Here is a 21,579-nt window from a genome sequence, read left to right on the forward strand (position 1 = left end):
CGTAAATACACGTCCTCAGTATAACTAGCAATCTATAAACATTCATAAATAACTCCAGTTTACTCATAATCTAATATAAAATTAGTCGTCGCCACAAATGCTCCACGACCAATTGTTTTTGTGAGTAATGCATTAGGTTCACCCTGAACATACGCAGTTAGGTTAAGGTTATTTCCATTTCCCGAGTGCAATTGTTGTACATAATCTTTCGGTTTATTTAACTTAATTGGCTCCCCTGTATCCGTCTCCAAACCTATCGCAATCCCACTCGCTTGACTTCCAGCACTGAGTGCCAATAAACCCGGTAACGCTATACTTTCGGTACCCGTAAATGTCACTTGGACTTCTCGCCCTAACACCAAATCACAGTTAATTAACCGAATAGTAAACGATTGACTATGCGTACGAGTGTTGAGGTAGAGATATTTATCAATCACAGTCCCAAAATCCAACTCAATATTTTCATCCCCAGGGTACACTTCACATGCATCCTCAACCAATGTGCCATCAAATTGCACCGTTTCCGATTGCGATAATAATGGCAAAGTCAAGGTACAACTCAACAGAACTCGTCTTCCCCAACGACATAATGGTCTCGTCATTTTGTTGTCCTTTTTATCATTCACATCATGTTATTGAAAATCGATGGTTAGTGTCCCTGTCGCCGTAAAATCCGCCCCCACCAAGTCTGTACCCGCTCGTTTAACTGGGACAGCCTCAAGCCGAGGCAGATTTGAAGCGTTTACCGCAAAAGCCTTATTCAGCTCTAATGGCGTTCCATCTTTTTGTATTTGTATCCCCAGTTTTCCCGTATTAAGAGGGCTACTAGTACGTAATGTCGCGTTATCAAAGCCACTTCCTGCCAATGTTCCAGTAAATGTCAGCGTGATATTCCACGGTTGATTCAAATCACCCTGACAATCCAATTGATATGGAATATCTTGTTTAAATAAATTCCCATCTACTTTACGTACACCAACTTTTCCAAACGAAACTGGTATTGGATCACTATGCCCAAGCTGGCAGATCGGCGGCAGGATTAAGGTACCATCAAAAGCCCAGTTAGCTTGCGTCATCGGAGCTACTGTCATCATCATTACTACAATGCTACCGAGGTAACATAAGCGCGTTGTTATAAATAGTCGCTTCATTGATAATCCACCTTCAATGTGGCTAAGGCTGTAAAATATCCGCCATCTGTATCCACAAAACTGGCTGTACTGTTTTTTACTGGTGCTACGTCAATTGTCGGTAATGTCGCATAATTAAAATTTATGGGTTGGTTTATCGCTTGGCGTATATTATTGACATAAAAGGCAATCCCTAGTTTGGGGTTCTCATTGGTTTTGAGAGCCCCATTACTATTAAAAGACGTCGTATCCCCTTGCAATGTCAGCTTGAGCGTATTTTTTGCCAAATTCGTGCACGTTAAGTTAAAAGGAACCGAGCGTTTATAGTTATTCCCATCTATGCGTGTTAGCAAAATATCCCCAAAATGGACTGTTTCTTGGCTATTGTTATTTAAGAGGCACTCCGGTGGGGTTACCACCAAATTACCATATAAATTAGCGCCTAATCCCAAAGCAACCTGGCTTCCCATCAATCCGAATGTAGCAAACACCCACGCCGTCCACTGATACCATTTCATCGTATTACCTCCTACCGATAATCCACCACAAGAGTGAGCGTGCCATTAAATGCCCCTCCGTCCGTTAATACCATCCCCATAGGCTTAACTGGAATCGCATATAATGCCGGTTGACCACTGCCATACGTGAAGTTAACAACAGAGCCGTTACTTAATCGAGTTGTATCTTGATAAATGGCGATCCCAAAATTCGGACGGTTAGTCTGGATGACATTTTGACCATTTATCGTGATAGCGCTCCAGCCCACCGTCATCTTCAACGCATTGCTGTAAACATTGGTGCAATTGAGCGTATAATCGATGGGCAATCGTTTATAACTGCTGCCATCAATCAACGTTTCATGTACATCACCAAAATTCACATCCGCAGTCGTCCCACCATTAATTGTACATTCAGGAGGAGTTACGACTAATGTGCCATCAAAATTGACAGTTAATGCCGGTAAAGCAACAGGGAATAACAAGCTTAAAATACTCAGCATTCGCCAATAGATGATTGATTTTTTCATTCTCACTCCTAGCCTATTGGTAATTTAGCGTTACGTTCATCACACCCGTGAACGGCCCCGCATCTGTTAACATACCTCCTATTGGTTTATCCGGAACGGCGAATAAACTCGGTGAGGCACCATAGGTAAAATTAATGGAGCTATTATTTCCCTGCCGACTGGCCCCGTTATAAATGGCAATCCCCAGATTCGTACGGTTTGTACGTATATCCGATTGCCCATTTAATGTTATGCCTGTCCATGATAACGTCATACGTAAGGCGTTTTTTTCCAAATTGGTACAAATTAACCCTGTATCAATCGGCATTCGTTTATAACTCACCCCATCAATCAAGCCTTGTTGGACTTCACCAAAACTCACAGAAGTTGAATTATTATTCCCACTAAACGAACACTGCGGGGGCATTGTAATGGTTAATTTCAAATTCAAATTCGCCGTATCCGCTTGTGCAGCGTAAAATACACTCCCCAGAAGTAACGTACTAAAAAAGACAAAACTAACTAGCACGAGGATTTTTGCCCCCAAGGCGATATATTGCATTAATGGCATAATTCGCTCCTAGTCATAGCTCACTTGAAACCGAATGAGAGCATGATATGCGCCCGCATTTAATCCCGCAGTGGTACGAACCGGGGTTACATAATAGGTCAGTTGGTTTTGACCCGGTGACACCAATTGGGGTGCACTGTATTGCCCCAGCAATATCGGATGACGTGAAGCATCACTCAATTGCAACCCAATCCCTTTTGCACCAGTGACCGCCGCGAGTCCTGGGTCTTGACTATCACCTCGGGCCAGAAACCGAATTTTCATGGCGGGCATGTCTGGACTCCACAGCAAATCGCCCAACTGATTACGTGCACGACTTTCGCTACTTAAACAATCCTCCAGGCGCAGTTGCACTGCAACTGGTGTGCCCGCTTGGCCTTCATACAGCAGTTGTCCCGTTCCCACAGTACCGAGATTGACCGTTTGATATGCAGATGACATGGCTAAACGACAAGCACTCTCCGTTAACGCCCCTGTGACATATAATGTTCCATGCGCCCCATCCACATCCCAATTATCGACTTTATCCAGCTCACTACCTATTGCTGAGGTACTGAGCAGACTGAATGCTATCCCGGTTCCAACCACCGCTTGGCTCAATGACCGATGCTTTACGCTCATGTTTTACTCCTTTTCCGGTATGCCCAAAGAGTTATTTCTTTTCCGGCACCACATGACATTGGTTACCTTGGCAGCTAAACGTCAGAGTTGGGCGCCCGCCATAATCATTAATGTAAGTGAGCACTGGGCTATTGCCCAACGCGTTCGCACTGACCTGCATCACTTGACTCCCTTTGGGTGCAATCATCACGGGCTCAAATCCCGTCACCGTTTTGCCGTCTTTACGTGGCACCGCATCCACAATCGTCACGTAGTAGGGGGTTGGGTTCACCAACGTGTATTGGTCACCTTGACGCGTCAACGTCACTTTTTCTTGCCACGGGTTATCCATTTGCTCACGTGTTGGAATAATCGCTTTCGGGCGATAGAACAATTTAATACGGGTTTGCAACGCTAATTGCAGCGTATTGGGCTTATCACTTTTAGGCGGAATTTCCCGTAAATTAAAGTAATGCACTGACTCTCGGTCTTGCGGGAGTGACGCAACACTTGGGAGCGCTTGAATTTTAACCTGACTTTTAGCACCCGGTTCAATACGCTGCACTGGCGGTAATACCGTAAAAGGATCTGTGATTTTTTCCCCTTGCGCATTTTCAATCCAGCCTTGTGCTAAATAGGGGAGTTGCTTATTTTCATTGCTAATATTTAAGCTAATCGATTTATCATCTCCCGTCATAATGGCGCGTGTACGGTCTAAGGCTACTGCAGCTTGGGCCGATGACATCACCAGAGTACTCAGTATTACTCCCCCAAATACCACCGCGAGGGAGGATTTAGCCGCGAGAGTATGTATCTCTACATTGTTCATGTTTATTGCCTTCTTGGTGTTATTCTTCGATGCTCAGGTGGCCCCGCCACGTTCAACGCAGTGAAATAGCATCACCCAATCAATATTTTTAGTTTATTTGAGTAACCACCGCCCACCCTGAGCACTTGCAGGCTCAAGCGTTAGTTTCTCATCTGCCTCACACGAGGTTGTACAAGACAGGGTATCACGCGCAACGGGCCTTCCCGACGGCAATGGGGTACTCACAGCGGCCGACTTCACCACTGGGGAGGACTGACGCCCTGGAGAGTGGCACGGCAATAACCAATTCGACAATAACGTGTCATTATCCGGTAATGCACTCGGCAACGTTATTTCACACTGCACGTTGTCATCCCAACGTACCTGTAAAATATCGTTCGTATTGAGTCCCGTTAAATACGTACTGCCATCATCCCCGACCATACCGACTTGCTGACCACGAGCATTAAACACCTGAGCTCCAAACGGCGGAGTACTGTTATTCGCCAAACTCAGAAGTGCCATCGCACTGTGCCCCGCTACCACTTCAAATTGGCGGTAGCCAATAGCCCCTTCAGTTAACGTGCCTTGCTTAACCGATTGGGCAACCTGCGCCTCCTCCGGTAACGTATTCAAATCCACACTAACTTGGTTACGGTAATAACTATTCACATCAGTCAAAACGGCCTGGCCAAATCGGTTCGTTCGAACGGTCGAGCCATACCCTCGTAGAGGAATATCAGGTACACCGTCGGTCTCCACAAAAATTCGCGTTCCACCCAGTTGATTATTACGGTGCATCACCACGCCTTTCTCGATGGCAGTGAAACCGCCTTGGAATGACAACCCAGCCGACCGATAACGGTCTTGCTGATACGTCGCATTGGCATTGACTTGTGCCAAATCCCCTTGATGGGTGTAATAGCCACTCATCAAAGCGCCAGAACGCGCCCACCCCGTACTCAACTGATAGTTGCTTCGTTCATCCAGTCGGTCGTAGTAACTAGCTCGTTGTGTGTTATCATTTTTGTCCCAATTACTGTTTAAACTCAGCGTGCCTTTTTCACCCCAAGGCACCGACAGTGAGGCATACACTCCATCATCTTTCGCCTCTCGATACTGATTTCGATATGCGGTTAAATTCACGCTGATATTTTTCCATTTACCCACATCAAAATAGCGAGCCAGCGAAAGGCTGTAGCGATCGTTATCCGGCTGATCCCAATAGGTTTGGTGGTAGTAATTGATATACGCACTTAAACCGATTTCGGGAAATTGCTGGTTATAGGAGACGGTATACATCTCTTTACTGTTGTATTGCCTCCCCCCCGTCGACTGTGCATCCAAGTACTCCGACATACTCATAAAGCCCTGCTCAGAAAAACGATATCCCGCAAACGTCACTTGACTGTTATACGAATCAAAGCGTTTAGAATAACTGAGACGGTATGAACTACCCTGATAGGTTTTATCCCCTATATCAGTCAATTCTTTCAAACGTGAACGCGCATGGGTAATATCAAAAGACAATGCCCCAAACATCAACAAGTCTCGCCCAATACCAACAGCAGCAGAGGCGTAATTTTCAGCTGCAATCCCACCACCGTACAGCGACCATCCGTTATTCACCCCCCACGAAAATTCCCCACTCGCAAAGGTTTCGCCACTCACATGGTGACGCCAATCCGTCGGACGCCCTGCTGCAAGCTTATAGCGCAACTGACCGGGTCGTGTCAGATATGGCACACTCGCCGTATTCACCGTGAACGTTTGACTTGAACCGTCTTGTTCTTTGACTTCGACATTGAGCTCCCCCGCTAAAGCATCATTCAAATCTTGAATGCGAAACGGTCCTGCCGCGACTTGTGTTTGATAAATAATCCGTCCTTGTTGACTCACAATCACCGTGGCATTACTTTTAGCCACGCCCGTAATTTCAGGAGCATAACCACGTAAATTAGGCGGCAACATATTGGTGTCGGTAATGAGACTCAACCCCGTAAATCGAAAGCTGTCAAAAATATCAGAGGCTAAATAATCTTCCCCAAAGGTTAATTTCGCACCCAACGATTTAATTGCGCGATACACATAATAACGCGTCCAATCGAGAGAACTTATCGTGCCTTGCCCTTGCTGCTTATCTAAGCGCAATTGCCAATCAGCACGCGCACGCCAAACCCCCAGATTCACACCAGCAACGCCGTTACCGCTGGTGCTCATATTGGTCCGCTGCCCCCCACGGGTTTGCTGGCCCACTTGCGCATTGACGTTATAATCAAATAATGCGCCAGGCATCCCTTCTTCCCATCGAACCGGTGGATCCCAATTCTCTGCGGTATATTCCAAATAGGCTTGCGGTAAGCTGATGTACAACGCCGAGGCAGCCAAATCCGCTTTCACTTCTGTTCCCTGTAAACTGGCCAACGACAAACACTGCCCTTGATGCCACCACTGCAGCGTGGGTAATAAATCGGGTTTAAGTCCTAACTGCTCCACCACGGCCTGGCTCAAACAGGCTAAACTCTCATCCGGTTGATCATCGGGTGCATAATAAAACACGGTCTGCTCGGGCAAGCTATTCTTGTTCAAAAACACGGTAAAACGATATTCACCAGGCATTAAATACCCCAGACGTGAAAACTGACTCAAATCAATATTGGCTCGGTCATTCACATCTAAAATATCGGTATTGAATTCAATATCAGCCGCATAACTTTGACTGCCGAGCGCGATGGCCACAAGCAATCCCAACCAACGAGGCCGGCTTATCCCTAGCATTGGCGCAGAAATACAATTCAGGGTCATCATCTCGACCTTCTTATTCGTTCTTTATTCATCACGTCATTTCACTCGTCATGTTGACGGCGTAACGACAAAAAGAGGTTCAACGAAAAAACGATTATTCGTAATCCAATTTAAACCGTAATAAGCTGGTATATTGCCCAGAAGCGAGTGGGTCGTGGTTAGCCACGAGCCGTAATTGATATACTAAATCCCGTGTACCCGGCATTAATGACTGCGTTGACATTCCCTCCCCTGGCACCGCAATCTCACCGTCATCATCACGCTGAATTTGCAACCCAACTCCCTTGGCTTGTCCCTGAACATGAAATAACCCCCGTAATTGTGGTCCATCAAATGTCACACGAAAGTACTGCCAGTTCGCTTGATTCGGGTTAGGGTGTTCAAGTACGCAATTCACCAGCCGAATAACAAAAGGGCGTGCAGGTCCTTGTCCATCACGACGAATTTGTATTAAGGATAAACTGCCCATATCAATCGTTTGGTCACGACTACCGACGTCAATGGCACAGGCTGTTTCGATGATACTACCCCGCAACTTCACTTCGCCTTGTGCATTGGCAGAGGAAATTACTGTGATAGCCCACACACTAAGGCTCAATGAAAATAGCCGCCAGGCTATCAAATGCTTCATTGCTACTCCTCCTACGCTCAATTCCGCCTAAAATAAACCAGCAAAACGTCCATTTTTTGCTGGTTAAATGTGAATTACTCGTAAGACAGGGTGAAATCTGCCACAGAACTAAAGTCACCCGGAGTGATAGTCGAGATAGCTCCACCGTTACCGATTAAATAAGCCGAAAATAGTAAGGTATTGTTACCATTCTGAATTGACTGTACTGGCGTTGCTGTACCTAACTTGATGACATTACCGCCACCGTTAGTAATTTGAACACCAGCACCAGCACCTGTTCCGACGATACCGAGCGTTTTATTATCTGCATCAAAGGATGCCGCTGCACCGGTAAAGGTTAATTGAACACCTTTAGTCACATTGGTCACATCACAATTTTCCAATTTAACTTCAAAGTTACGCGGAGTTGATTTTTTCCCCCCAACGAGTGCAATGTTGGAGATTTGTCCCAGCTCAACAGTTTGGTCAATAGAATCCGGTGAAATCGAACACGGTGCATCAATAATTGCGCCTTTAAACGTCACTTTACCGTGGCCTTGATCTGCGGCCTGAACCATTGACGCAGTACCTAGTGCTAAAAAAACTCCCATAGCGAGAAATTTAATTTTCATAAACAATTTCCTTAATTCATATTTAATTTAACAAATGATTAATAATTATTAGGTGTACTTTTTTTCTAGCCATTAATGACACCCGCATTAATGTTAATTCCCCATTCAAATAACATTACTCAATTAAATAATATTATTTAAACTATAAGGTATAAGGTATAAAAAAACTTAATAGACAATACTAAACATCAACACTGAATACCCATATAGCTACCTAAAATACAGTTAATGTTAAAAAAACATCTATTAACTAATCTCTCCACTACATTTTTAAGAAATAAATAACGTAATTTAAAAACTAATAATTTAATACAAATACAACTGTTCTAGTTCATAACTAGAGATTTAAATTTTACTCACGGATAAATACACGGATAATTCACTCGCTGACACCCATGATATTTTCTCAAGCATTTAACTCGCTATCTAATTTAAAACAATAACTAATATAATTTTGATATATCATAATAGCCTTTTTACATATTAAATTATTTACATCTAAAATATTAGTTTTCCGCATCCGATTGATGTGATTCTATTAAACACAAAATATGATAATAAAAATGATGTCTTTTATTAGTTCATACTTATTACGGTAATATAACAATACTATTCGCCTGATGGTAAACACTGCAGCTAAATGCGGTGTTTACACTCTTTGGTTGATAACCAATACCAGCGAGTAATTCCTCTAATGTAATGAGCAAAACTTCTGAAATGTGCAATAATTGTTCTACATTTAAGCGAACATTCCCCTTTTCAATTCGAGAAACATGTTGTTGTGATATTGACAATAACACACCAAGATCTTTTCCTGTCATTCCTTGTTGTCGGCGTATGTCTCTTATTTTTTGCCCAACCAACTTCAATGGGGCTAAGTCAATTAAGGTTCTGTTATTTTGCATAGCTCTTTCTCATATTTATGTGATTCAGTTAATCAGCCTGATGTTGGTATTAATACTCTAACAATATAGGTGGCTAAATTATCAGCCACCTATAAATTCACATGAGATAACTATAGTCAATTTAACCCCATTTGACTACAGTGTAGCTTGCCAACATTAAAAAAGGTTATTTATAAATAAATGGTATTTTTATCTTTATTAAAAAAATAATCGACATTATAGACCAATAAAAGAAAAAAAAAGTGAAAGATACAATGAGGTGGAAAGTAATGATTTTATAAAAGAAGATAGTAATTCCATAATAATTCAAGGGGATTATACTTTTAAATAACTAAAGTACGTGTGGAAATACAAGAGGTTGATTTACTCATTTACCAGTTTGACGAGTGACATATCTCTGGGTAAGATGCGCTCATTCCAATAGAGGTAACAAATGGGGTTATTTTGTTCACACACTTCGTCGATGTTCTGCTCCCCAAACTCCTCGAAACCGTGCTGGATTACTGGCTGTGTATCTAACAGTATGCCGGATATTTGTATGGCCTAAATAGTCTTGAATAAGACGTGTATCTGCACCTAGGTCTGCTAATGCATATCCGCATGCGTGCCGTAACATATGAGGGTGGGTCGCCAAGGGCAAGCGAGCCAGTTGCCCTAACCGAACAAACAATTGATAAAACCGCTGTCGACTTAACGCTGTCCCACGCTCTGAAAGAAATAACCAATCTAACGTATGGCTAGCCCATGTTTCACGGACGGCAAGCCAAGATTGGATCAACGGTATTTCTTCCACAAGTAGGGGGTGACTAACTGAAAAACCATTTTTGAGTCGGTGGACATACAATTCTCCCCCACACAAATCAAGGTCAGACAGTCGTAAAGATAGCGCTTCACTGGCACGAAGACCATGAATATAGCTCATATACACTAAGCATGCATCGCGTTCAGGATATCGCGTATATTGGCAAGCCGCTACAAGGCGAGTAATTTCATGGGTCGTTAGGTATTTTCGTGTTGACATTTTTCATCCGATTTTTCAGTAAAACCGCAGAGCATAACGAAAAATCACGTGAAAACCCATGTATTGAAACAAAATTATCCTAACAAATTATTATTTCCCCATAATGGGCCAATAAATAGTCAACCCTATTTTTCTTACATTATACCATTTCTTACTAATCCCTTTTTAAATAGCACTTTACTCATTAAAGACTCAAAACATACTAATACGCCAAAAAATTATTTAGCACTTTTAGATGAAAGCGTAAGTGTTCTTGATTTGGATAAGAATATCTATTTCTCGTTGAGGGTGTAACCAATTTCGGTGAATCGTTCACTTCCCATTCTGGCGACAGATATCTTCCACTTGAATACCTGAATCAACAAGTTTTAAGATATTAACGATCGGAGTTTCAGTAAAACGAACTTTTTTCATTATAACTGTTTCATTTTAGATGAATGAAAACTATACTAGGCTTGCATAGTAAACTCTCCTAGCAAATCAAAAGACTTCTAATTTATAGAAGAACAAAAAGTTGCCATTACACTTTCTATATTCATACTGTTCACGCCAATCATGTAATACAGTAAATCGCCCACCCTACATTTTCAATTAATATTCTTTTTTCGCAGCGTATCCGCTTTATTATGTTTTAGCCTTTATCAACCCATAATAATCAATGCTATCTAAAATAAATCAGATTCATTCACCAAATCCTAGCAGCGCAGATAACAAAAATTTAAAGCAGAAGATAATTTCAAAGATCATTATTCTAATGAAATTAAAAATTAAATTAATTGCCTTGCCGAGATAAAATAATACATCTCTCACATCAATTCTATCAGCCTAAGCTTTAATAAAATAACTCATTGTTTTTATTTGAATTTAACCCTCATTAATTTGTTACTAATTGTTTCGTAATTTCTTTTTACTCTCTTTGTTATTTGACATTATCATAATAAAATCATCATAATATCTCTCACTCTATTTTTGGATAAAACTTCGGGCTAATAATTTAAGAAATCCCTTAACATATTATCATCTACCTTAAGTAACAATATGCATGTGAAATAATTATTTGTTCTATTTTTATTAAAAATAAAATTTAAAAATTAACTAAAGGAGCCGTAATCATGTTAAAAACAACCATTAAGCCTATATTCGCTCGTTATATTTTCTTGCAGTGTACCACCCTACCAACAGCTAAGTCGAAACATTCAGCCTCCAACATGCTCAGCTAACGGCATAAGGTATCCTAATATTAGAAAAATAAAAAACAATCAAATAATTCATAATTAAAATATCCATTTAGATATTAAAACCACCATATAATTAAGTAAAGGAACGTAATTAATCACCAATGATTTTAGATTAAGCTTACCTGATAAAAATATAGAAACTGGCGACTATGATAATATTTTTCCAGCATTGGGTACTAAAGTAATAACACTGACAGTATAATCACTGCATTATACAAGGCTAATATAGATAATTATGCATAAACTAGATATGGTCTAACTTGATAATTATACCTCATTAATATTTTCCTTTATTTTGTAGCGTACCCTTGCAACTTAAACCGTATAAAAACATTCACTAACATGGTTTAGATAAAATAATTAATTTTACAATAAACGATTTCATTATAAATATAGATATTTTCATAGCGTAGAGGTAATAATGAAAACATACAACCCATTAATTCTCATAAAAAAAGTATAAACAGAATAAGAGGTAGCCTATCGTTCGATAAATACCAATAATGATAGTTACTCTTTGTTAACACAATGAATATTGCTAAGCATATTTAGCTGTTACATTACTCAGCACACAAAATAAAAATTAACAAAGTCCATACGCTTGATAGAATTACTCTCTGTCTCATAAAAAATTTATCATTATTCTTACTGAGTAAAGATAAAGTAAGCAATTATCTTATAAAGGTTAATCATGTTACAAGACTCATCAATCAAAAAACGTCGTTACCTTTCATTCAATGAAGTCCAAAGTTTATTAAATGAAACATTTTATACAAATCACCCTGAACGTGACCGATGTTTAATTTATTTATTATTCTCCCATGGATTAAGAGCGAGTGAGGCGTTATCATTGCCTTGGTCTGCTTTTGACTTCCAGCAAAACACATTGTACGTACGTCGCAGTAAATCAGGTTTCTCCACTATTCATCCATTAACACCTAATGGCGCCATCTGGATGAAGCAATGGCAAGAAATAACAAACCATCACCAATGGGTTTTTCCCGGTAAAAATAACAATCAACCACTCAGTCGCCAACGCCTGTACCAATTACTTAAAACATTAGGTAAAAAAGCAGGGCTCCCCCTTTTAATTCACCCCCACATGTTAAGGCATGCATGTGGTTATGAACTTGCCAATCAAAGTTGTGATACTCGCCTGATACAGGATTATTTGGGACATCGTAATATCCGACATACGGTTCGTTATACCGCTAGTAATTCTGAGAGGTTTAAACATGTTTGGAGAAACCTTCAATTAAAATAATTTTTATAATCAAAAATAAGGGTTGCCTTATAGTTCGATTCTAATCATTAATTTAATCTATTAGCTAATCTTAAAGCCTTTAACTGATTATTTAACTGAGAAATGATGAATATCATAGAACAAAAAAATAAAGAGCCATATTATATTAGCCAGCTAATTGGAATTTGCTTAAAACATTATCGAAAAGAAAAAAACTTGAGTGGACATGCTCTCGCCCAAAAACTCAACATAAGTCAACAGCAACTTTCGCGTTACGAGCGAGGAGTCAACGCGATTACAGTAGGCACATTATTTAAAATACTCGTTACATTAAATATTAGATTTGATGTATTTTACATAAAATTAATCAATATGTTATTTAAACACTCTGAGTTTTCTTTATATTTTTCTTATTTAGAAGCAACTGGATGGCAACTAGATAATATTAAAAACGTATATTTTGCATCCACAATAAGTTAATTTTCAACAATCCCATAAGAATAGCCTTTGAGAATATCGGCTATTTTATTTATCATAATATATAAACGAAATTGATAAAAGGCTAATCATGATGAGTCTCTCGCCCTCTACATTTCCCCAAGTGACAAAAACATCCAACCGAGTGAGCAGACTACTATTTATTGCCTTTCTCTTACTATTGATTTTACTCATAACACTTATTTAGAGTGCTGAACGTATTATCGAATAATAAAAATGCCGCCACTAAATGGATTGTTCTTCCTTTATTAGTTATTTCTGTGAGCAAGAAATTTTTTTACGTTCGCTCAAGCGGCTAAAACAAAACCTATCACAACCTAATAAAAAGCTGTTCTTATGTTCTCACATACCAAAATACACCGGCAACGTGGCCATTACACTTAAATTCGCTTTACTTAGCAATCTAAAAAATGCTTTAAAGCTATCAAAATACGATTTTACATAGTAGCTTTCATCGTTTATATCTAATCAAATTCAAGGAATGTTTATTGAATAAAAAGAAAAAAATTTAGTCGCAAAAAAGTAACGAATAAACAGGGTTCAGATAGAGATACTCCTTTGTTTAAATACTATAATGTCACAATAATTGAAACATAGCGGTATCTAATTTTTATATTTTTATCTAGAATAACACTGTGTAACTAATAATAACGGGGTAGCCTATGAGCCTATTACCCTCTGCATTTTCTCGAGTGACCAAAACATCTAATCGCATCAGTAGCCTATTATTTGTTGCGCTTCCGCTTTTATTGGTCTTACTAGCGACATTACTTTGGAGTGCAGAGCGAATAATTGATCAAGAAAAACGTCGACTACAAGTCGATTTTTCCTCTTTTATTGGCTACCTCCGCGAGCAAGAAACTTTTTTGGCTGCCTTAAAAAAACAAAACCAAAATCTTTCTCAATTAATTGAAAGCCGAAATTATTCTCTCGAATATCAAAAATTACCATCCAAATGGCCATTACGGTTGCTAGAAGGAAAAGAATCCGTAGTCGCAATGCCATTTACCTTAGCCTGTGGCACTCATTTAGAGTGCAATAAAGTACCCAGCATCCTATTTTCACTAGGTGCCTATTTGGCCGATTATTATTCTACATTTTGGGGAAGTTCATATTTCCCCGCGGCCGCAGTCTTTTTTGTGAATCCACATGACCACATTAGCATTAGTGTTCCCTCAGTTGGCACTATAACAGGGAATGAATCTATTACTCCCACGCTCTATCGAACCGTGACGGAAACAGTACGAAATGCATTACCACAATTAGCATTGCAATTTGAACAAGACCAAAACCAAGGATTGGACAAAGTTATTTGGCTGCATAACGAACAACTAGGTAACAACTTACTCGGTATTTTACCTGGGGGGTTTGATCATAATTTATGGCGAGGAGAGCAGCTATCGCCTAAAGATATTTATGCCGTCACCTTATTCAATCGCGAACGTATTAGTGTACTTGAACGAATTCTTAATCCAACATTGCCACATCAATTTTGGTTAGTTCATAAGGAATATGGTCAATTATTAGGACAATCCCCTGTCCCTAATATTGAAGAAGAAGGCCTACATTATACAAAAGAAGGGTTATTGCTTAAGCAGAATAATAAAACAGGCCAATGGATTGGCTATTACCTTATTCCTTACTCTGCTTTTTTTGACGATAATCTCTGGTTACCCTCGAGTTTACTTTTCGCACTCATATTTAGCTTACTATGTGGTTGGGGGTATCATTACTGGTACCAGAGATATGTTTTAAATCCTGCGGTTAAAGCACAAAATACATTACTCGACAGTGAAGCATTTAATCGAGTATTAATGGATACCACACCGATAGGGCTTTGTGTTATAGAGAAACAAAGCCAACATATTTTATATATCAATACATTAGCTCAACGATGGTTAAATGTTCCTATACTTTCAGAAGCTCATCTTTCTCCTATCTACCAACAGCTTCTCACTATCGTTACTCCATTTGCCCACCAAGAAACATTCTCACCCTTTATTTCCGGTGAAAATACGTTATATATTGCTTATGCGCATACCCATTACCAACAAAGTGAAGTTGTCTTATGTGCATTCACCGATATCAGTGCTCAAGCCGAAATTGAGCGCCAATTAACGCTAGCAAAACTAACGGCAGAAGAAGCTAATCAGGTAAAATCAAATTTCTTAGCGACCATGAGTCATGAAATTCGTACCCCACTCTACGGTTTAATCGGAACCCTTGAACTCTTATCATCGACAACTTTAACTGAAAAACAAACTCAATATTTACTGCAAATGGACTCTGTATCACGACTATTAATGCATATCATTGGTGATATTCTTGATATCAGTAAAATTGACGCAGAACAACTACGTCTACAGCAGCAGCCTCTTAACCTGCTTGATGTTATATATAACACTCTTCAAACCTATATGGAGTTAGCAAACCAAAAAGGATTGTTACTTTTTTCTTGTATCGATTCACAATTAAACCCTGAACGCATTGGCGACCCATTACGAATGCAACAAATTTTAGGTAACTTAATTAGCAATGCCATCAAATTTACTCAGAAAGGTTCCATTATTGTTCAAGTCCGGTCAACTCAAAATAATAGCGTCACTATTTCAGTTAATGATACTGGAATTGGCTTGACCGCTGTTCAAAAAGAACGTCTTTTTGAACCCTTTTATCAAGCACATACAGCCTCACACACATACGGAGGAACAGGACTAGGCTTAGTCATTAGCCAACGTTTAGTCACCTTAATGAACGGAGATATTCATGTTAATAGCCAATTAGGACAAGGAAGCCAATTTACGATAAGTATTCCACTTCCATTGGCGATGAGTGCAGTCATAAAACCTGATTTAACAGGAATTAATATTTGGTTAGAGACTCCGCATAAAAAGCTAACACATCATCTTCAACAATGGTTAACACTTTATGGAGCCCATGTTTGGTTAACCCAAAAGGAAATGATTGAAAATAAAACCTATCCTGTATATTTAACCTTTGCGCCATTAACACCTCCCTCGCATTGGAAAGGGGAACAAATCATACTTCCTTCCTTAAATGTCAATTTACCTTCACTTATTAGCCAATTGGTTACATTGAAGAAACCTGCTCCAAATACTCAAATTCTCTCCACCATACCCGTAAATGCCCTGCAATATGCTATTCGTATCTTAGTTGCTGAAGATAATCCAATTAACCAATTGGTTTTACAAGAACAATTAGAGCAGTTAGGGTGTGAAGTAACGTTAGCTGATGATGGAGAAGAAGCTTTAGCTTTATGGGATAGCAGTCTCGTAAATTTTGATATGGTACTTACGGATGTTAACATGCCATACCTTAATGGCTACGAACTAGCACAGCAACTACGTAAAGAAGGTGCTGTTTGCCCAATTATAGGCGTGACTGCAAATGGCCTAAAAGAAGAAGAAGAATATTGCTTAGCTGCGGGAATGAACGCCTGGTTAGTCAAACCATTAGACCGTATTACATTGATCCAATTATTAGAACACTATTTTCCCATAAACCAACAGGAAAACATTAAATTAATCCCCCAACAAATAACTAATCCTTTACACGGGCCTGAACGCGAAAAAATCATTCAATACTTACAAAATGATATTGCTCAATTATCTCTTGCCATAAAACAACAAGAGAAAACTAGCATTAACCAAATATCACACCGTTTAAGAGGAGCATTAGTCATCGTTCAACAAACGGAAGTAGCCACACAGCTGCGAATTTTAGAAGAACAAATAATAGTAAGTAAAAATTTAAATCAAATATTTGATGAATATAGGAAAATAGCAGATGAACTACATGCTTGGGTTTTAACACTAAATGTTACTTATTGAATTTAAAGGGTAAAAAGTACGATTTTTATATTCAAAATGCACCGCAAATATAAGCTACTGTGAAAAACTTGAAAATTTCTAGCTCATTGCGCAAGATCAACTATTACATTTACACTGGGTAATAAGTAATGATTAACCTAAAATTACTTATTATCTTTTGCTACTTTACAAAAGTTACTTTAAGAGCCGCTATTAATATATAAACCTATATGTACTTGTAACGACTTACCTTTACCACCAAAAAATTTAGCATACTACCCTACTCCCAAAATAAATCTTCCGATATTCAGTATATTAAAATTAATTTCTCACACCAAAAAAAAGCATGATAAAAAACAACAATTATTATAGATAGTATCTGCCAGTAAAAATATTAAAAATTAAACAACTAAACTTAATAAGCCGAGTCCCTTTAAGGATATATTTACTTCAAGAAATTTATTAGTAATTAATGCAAAGCATAAAATAATGTATTTTCAAGTTAATCATCACAATTAACTATATTCACTCAAGGTACCCATCCGGAAAACGATGCTTTTTTTAATGAATGTTTTATAAAATTGCAGATAAGAACTAAAAAATAAATAATTATGACTGAAAAAATCAATTATTGTTAAGCTAAATTAATAATTAAGCTTCATCTTTTACTCGGATGGGTGTTTGTTATTTTTGCCTAATTTAATTAGTATTTATTGGCTCCAATTATCCATATAAGACCAAGATTTATTTTTAAGATATGCACTTAATAAAGGAAATAAAATGACGCTTAGATATCCTGTTACCAAAATAGTTGGGAGTAGAATAAGAAAAATAAGAAAATCATACGGTCTGACAGGAACAGATTTAGCTAGGCATTTAAATATTAGCCAGCAACAGTTTTCTCGCTATGAAAGAGGAACAAACCGAATAGACATAGATTCCTTAGTTGCTATCGCTAATTTTTTGAAAACAAGTATCCATTATTTTTTTGAAGATATATCCGTTGCTGAATCAACTGTTCACAAAACGCACAATATGAGTGCATTTAATAGTAACTTATGCCCATTAACTAAAGTTATGACTAGTAATATTATTTTTAAACGATAAGTTTTAAGGATCCCCTTATATTTATAATTAAAATAATAGAATAATATATTGTACATGTTGTCCAGTAACTACAGTTATAACTGATAATATTATTTTTAAGTGATAAGCTTTTTAAGGTTCTCCTTATATTTATCATTAAAATAATAGATTAATATATTAGCCAGTAACTAACGTTATACTAGTAACATTATTTTTAAACGATACGCTTTTTAAGGTTCCCCTTATATTTATCGTTAAAATAATAGAATAATATATTGTACATGTTATCCAGTAACTTCAATTAATAAAGTGAAAAACACATAAAGTAAAATAAATCCTAGCTATATCAATAATGTGAATTTCGATTTAGCTATTCTAACTAACTAAGAAACTTTCTTAGTTTATATAAACTATATTATTAATAAGGTTTTCAATATGAAAAAGACGCTATTAGCATCTTCAATTATCGCATTAACATTCACTGCTGCTTCAACTTCATTTGCTGCTGATTTGGGTAGTGGCACCATTGAGTTTAAAGGCACAGTTAATACCGGAGCTTGTACTATTGCGCCTACATCCGTTAATAAAGAAGTACAGTTAGGTTCTGTTCCTGTAGCATCACTTCAGTCAGCCGGAGCTCAAGGGCCAACTGCTGATTTTACCCTAGAACTTAAAGACTGTATTTTAGACCCAGAAGCAAGTGGAACTGATTTCTCTAAAGTTAAGGTAACATTTACAGGTCAAATGGAACCAGCTGGCAATTTATGGGCAAATAGTGGTACAGCTGAAAATATCGGAGTTCTTTTCCAAAATGGACAAGGTAATAATTTAGTTTCAGGTGATAATGTAGAACAAACTTTATTTGCAGGCTCGAATACCATCAACTTATCAGCTCGTATGCAAGCACTAGGTGCAGCAAAAGCAGGTACAGTTAAGTCAACAGTCGCTTATGTTTTAGATTATCAATAAACTAAAAATATAAATCATTTAAATCCCATTATTATTAATGCCTAATTAATCCAAAGGTCTCGGACTATGCTGCGTATTTATATATGCATTGCATTTTAAGTGTTCCTTTGGATTTTTTAAATTTAACTTATCGAGTACGCAACTAATAAAATGAACAATATAAAAAAAAGCATAGCGACTAGTTTAATTTCTAGTATATTATTTTATTCATACTATGTTAATGCTGAGTCTGTTCAATTTAATGAGGATGCGTTATCTATTTTAGGAAATACAGATATCGACTTAACTCCTTTTGAAGAAAACACACGATCTGAAGGAGTTTATTTCTCTAATGTACTAATTAATGGTAAGAGAATTAATTTTCTCAATCAAATAAAATTTTTAAAGAAAGATGAAAAAATAGAGCCCTGCATCCCTCAAGAATTAATTGAGGTCATTGGATTAAAAGAAAAATTCACTAAAAGCATTCCATTTTGGAGTGAGGGGCAATGCTATGACTTATCAGCTAAAGATGAAAATATTAAAGTACAATTTGATGATGAAAGACAAGAACTACTAATATCCATACCTCAAGCCTATTTTATCTACGAAGATAGTAATTGGGTGCCTCCTATGCTTAGGGAAACAGGAGTTAATGCCTTAGTTCTTGACTATAATATTATTGATAATTATATTAAATATAAAAACACAGAAAGTAGACATAATATAAGCTCATTTGGTTCCGTCGGAGCAAATATTGGGCGCTGGCGACTACGAAATAATTACCAATATCAAAAAGATTTTAATAACACACGACAAAATAATTTTAAATGGATTCAATCATATTTATTTACAGACTTACCAACTCTTTCAGCAAAAATTTTCATGGGTAAACATTATACTTCAAGTCAAATTTTTGATTCAGTACGTTTTAATGGAATAAGTATATTTACAGATGAAAAAATGTTACCTTCATCTTTAAGAGGTTATGCACCAAGCATCACAGGAACAGCAACAAGTAATGCGACTGTGACTATATCCCAAAATGGCCGTATATTAGATCAAGTTAAAGTGGCACCAGGGCCTTTTTCTATAGATAACTTAAGCTCTGCTTTATCAGGTACTATTGATGTTAAAATAACAGAAGAAAATGGTTCAGTTCGTGAATACCAAATATCATCAACGAACATCCCATTTTTGACCCGCCCTGGAATGTTGCAATATAAGCTAAATGCTGGGCAGTTAAATCCAATGGGGTATAAAAATAGTAATAATGATTTTATCTCAACAGAAATCTCATGGGGATTACTAAATAATTTATCGATGTATGGCGGAGCATTCATAACTGCGAACAATGAATATCATGCTTATAACCTAGGCACTGGTATTAACATGGAAAATTTTGGTGCATTATCATTTGATATAACACAATCTCAAAATAAATTAGAAGAAGCCAAATTAGATAATGGAAAAAGTTATCGTATTAATTATGCAAAACGTTTTTCAAATTCGAGTCGATTAAACTTAACAGGATATCAGTTTTCTAATGAGGGTTTTATGTCTGTTAATGATTTCATTGATTTCAAAGATAATTCTGAAAACTCGCATTACCGACAAAAAAATGTCTTTACAACATCATTTACTCAACAAATTATTGATTTAAATTCAGATATAAGTTTCAGTTATTCAAGAGAAAGTTATTGGAATGAGAAAGAAAAAAACAATGCATTTAATATATCTTTTAATAAAACCATCAAAAATAGTTATATGAATAATGCATTATTATCTTTTTCAATTGGTGAGAATCGCTATGCAAAAGGTAATCGTTCTAAGCAAGCATTTCTTTCATTAAGCATTCCATTTGGTGAGGGTAATGATTCACGAATTCAATATTATGGTTCATATAACGATATAGATAAAAAATATAGCAATAATGTTAATTATCACACGAAATATGATGGTAACAATATTGACCTAGGATTATCTACTAGGGATTTTTATAAAAATATAGCAATGAATGCTTCATTATATCGTGATACACCTTATGGCACGTTACAAACAAATGGTTCATATAGTGAAGACTATCATTCACTAAGTGGAACATTAGATGGATCATTGACAATTACTAGCCAAGGCCCTGTTATACATAAAAGAGTATACCAGAATCAAGCCAGAATGATTATTGATACAAATAAAGCAAAAGATATTTCTATTAACTCGAACGAATCGATTACAAATAATTTTGGTTTAGCAGGAATAAGTAATGTTCCAACCTATTATAGAGCTATTCAGTATGTGGATTTAAATAATATTCCATCTAATGTCAGCATTGATGATAACGTTGTTGAGTCTGCTTTAACTGATGGTGCTGTAGGTTATTCAAAATTAAAAACAATTATGGGTGAAAAAGCGTTATTAACAATTAGCTTTCCGGATGGTAAGACACCACCGTTTGGAGCCCTAGTATATGGTGAGAATGAAGATGATTTATTAGGAATGATTGCAGAACAAGGCCAAGTTTATTTATCTGGCATTCAACTAAACCAACACTTAAATGTTAAATGGAATAAAAACCAATCTTGTCAATTAATAACAAATAATATTGACATTAAAAACATAAAAAACTTAACCTGTTATAAAGAATAAAT

General features: G+C 37.4%; 18 protein-coding genes. 6 read left to right on the plus strand and 12 right to left on the minus strand.

The features are described 5' to 3' along the window. Nucleotides 1-59: 59 nt before the first annotated feature. The 12 genes from ACTH6U_RS00385 to ACTH6U_RS00440 form a co-directional block, all read right to left on the minus strand. Nucleotides 60-602 (minus strand): fimbrial protein, encoded by a 543-nt coding sequence (locus ACTH6U_RS00385; protein WP_441831338.1) that lies wholly within the window; start codon nucleotides 600-602, stop codon nucleotides 60-62. 30 nt (nucleotides 603-632) lie between these two features. After that, nucleotides 633-1,151 (minus strand): fimbrial protein, encoded by a 519-nt coding sequence (locus tag ACTH6U_RS00390; RefSeq protein ID WP_441831339.1) that lies wholly within the window; start codon nucleotides 1,149-1,151, stop codon nucleotides 633-635. Then, nucleotides 1,148-1,648, minus strand: coding sequence for a fimbrial protein (locus tag ACTH6U_RS00395; RefSeq protein WP_441831340.1), 501 nt, complete (start codon nucleotides 1,646-1,648; stop codon nucleotides 1,148-1,150). Before ACTH6U_RS00395 ends, ACTH6U_RS00390 begins: the two co-directional genes overlap by 4 nt. Before the next feature lie 11 nt (nucleotides 1,649-1,659). Continuing rightward, nucleotides 1,660-2,157: a fimbrial protein gene (locus ACTH6U_RS00400; protein WP_441831341.1), complete on the minus strand. Its 498-nt coding sequence runs from the start codon at nucleotides 2,155-2,157 to the stop codon at nucleotides 1,660-1,662. A 13-nt stretch (nucleotides 2,158-2,170) separates the two neighbouring features. Next, nucleotides 2,171-2,707, minus strand: coding sequence for a fimbrial protein (locus tag ACTH6U_RS00405; RefSeq protein ID WP_441831342.1), 537 nt, complete (start codon nucleotides 2,705-2,707; stop codon nucleotides 2,171-2,173). Nucleotides 2,708-2,716: 9 nt separating this feature from the next. Continuing rightward, nucleotides 2,717-3,328, minus strand: coding sequence for a fimbrial protein (locus ACTH6U_RS00410; RefSeq protein WP_441831343.1), 612 nt, complete (start codon nucleotides 3,326-3,328; stop codon nucleotides 2,717-2,719). Nucleotides 3,329-3,359: 31 nt separating this feature from the next. After that, complete coding sequence (locus ACTH6U_RS00415) at nucleotides 3,360-4,052, minus strand: fimbria/pilus periplasmic chaperone (RefSeq protein WP_441831451.1); 693 nt, start codon at nucleotides 4,050-4,052, stop codon at nucleotides 3,360-3,362. Between the two features lie 177 nt (nucleotides 4,053-4,229). Beyond that, complete coding sequence (locus ACTH6U_RS00420) at nucleotides 4,230-6,923, minus strand: outer membrane usher protein (RefSeq protein WP_441831344.1); 2,694 nt, start codon at nucleotides 6,921-6,923, stop codon at nucleotides 4,230-4,232. Between the two features lie 91 nt (nucleotides 6,924-7,014). Continuing rightward, complete coding sequence (locus ACTH6U_RS00425) at nucleotides 7,015-7,551, minus strand: fimbrial protein (protein ID WP_441831345.1); 537 nt, start codon at nucleotides 7,549-7,551, stop codon at nucleotides 7,015-7,017. 74 nt (nucleotides 7,552-7,625) lie between these two features. After that, entirely contained in the window at nucleotides 7,626-8,162 is a 537-nt protein-coding gene (locus ACTH6U_RS00430; protein ID WP_441831346.1) for a fimbrial protein, read from the minus strand. A gap of 590 nt (nucleotides 8,163-8,752) precedes the next feature. Continuing rightward, complete coding sequence (locus tag ACTH6U_RS00435; RefSeq protein ID WP_441831347.1) at nucleotides 8,753-9,067, minus strand: helix-turn-helix domain-containing protein; 315 nt, start codon at nucleotides 9,065-9,067, stop codon at nucleotides 8,753-8,755. A 448-nt stretch (nucleotides 9,068-9,515) separates the two neighbouring features. After that, the gene (locus tag ACTH6U_RS00440) at nucleotides 9,516-10,088 is read right to left on the minus strand and encodes a tyrosine-type DNA invertase (RefSeq protein WP_441831348.1); all 573 of its coding nucleotides are present in this window, start codon (nucleotides 10,086-10,088) and stop codon (nucleotides 9,516-9,518) included. Nucleotides 10,089-12,017: 1,929 nt separating this feature from the next. On the opposite strand from ACTH6U_RS00440, the gene ACTH6U_RS00445 reads away from it, so the two are divergent. The 6 genes from ACTH6U_RS00445 to ACTH6U_RS00470 all read left to right on the plus strand — a co-directional run bounded on the left by ACTH6U_RS00445 (nucleotide 12,018) and on the right by ACTH6U_RS00470 (nucleotide 21,577). Continuing rightward, nucleotides 12,018-12,590, plus strand: coding sequence for a tyrosine-type recombinase/integrase (locus ACTH6U_RS00445; RefSeq protein ID WP_441831349.1), 573 nt, complete (start codon nucleotides 12,018-12,020; stop codon nucleotides 12,588-12,590). Nucleotides 12,591-12,695: 105 nt separating this feature from the next. Further along, nucleotides 12,696-13,049 carry a helix-turn-helix domain-containing protein gene (locus tag ACTH6U_RS00450; RefSeq protein ID WP_441831350.1) on the plus strand — a complete coding sequence of 118 codons (354 nt, stop codon included), beginning with the start codon at nucleotides 12,696-12,698 and terminating at the stop codon, nucleotides 13,047-13,049. A gap of 680 nt (nucleotides 13,050-13,729) precedes the next feature. Next, a complete protein-coding gene (locus ACTH6U_RS00455) occupies nucleotides 13,730-16,918 on the plus strand; it encodes an ATP-binding protein (RefSeq protein WP_441831351.1) in 3,189 nt (1,062 codons plus the stop codon). Nucleotides 16,919-17,677: 759 nt separating this feature from the next. After that, entirely contained in the window at nucleotides 17,678-18,004 is a 327-nt protein-coding gene (locus tag ACTH6U_RS00460; RefSeq protein WP_441831352.1) for a helix-turn-helix domain-containing protein, read from the plus strand. A gap of 414 nt (nucleotides 18,005-18,418) precedes the next feature. After that, nucleotides 18,419-18,952 carry a fimbrial protein gene (locus tag ACTH6U_RS00465; protein WP_294108753.1) on the plus strand — a complete coding sequence of 178 codons (534 nt, stop codon included), beginning with the start codon at nucleotides 18,419-18,421 and terminating at the stop codon, nucleotides 18,950-18,952. A 150-nt stretch (nucleotides 18,953-19,102) separates the two neighbouring features. Continuing rightward, nucleotides 19,103-21,577, plus strand: a complete 2,475-nt coding sequence (locus ACTH6U_RS00470; protein ID WP_441831353.1) for a fimbria/pilus outer membrane usher protein — start codon at nucleotides 19,103-19,105, stop codon at nucleotides 21,575-21,577. Nucleotides 21,578-21,579 lie beyond the last annotated feature (2 nt).

It is taken from the genome of Providencia sp. (assembly GCF_052096715.1).
GTDB lineage: Bacteria > Pseudomonadota > Gammaproteobacteria > Enterobacterales > Enterobacteriaceae > Providencia.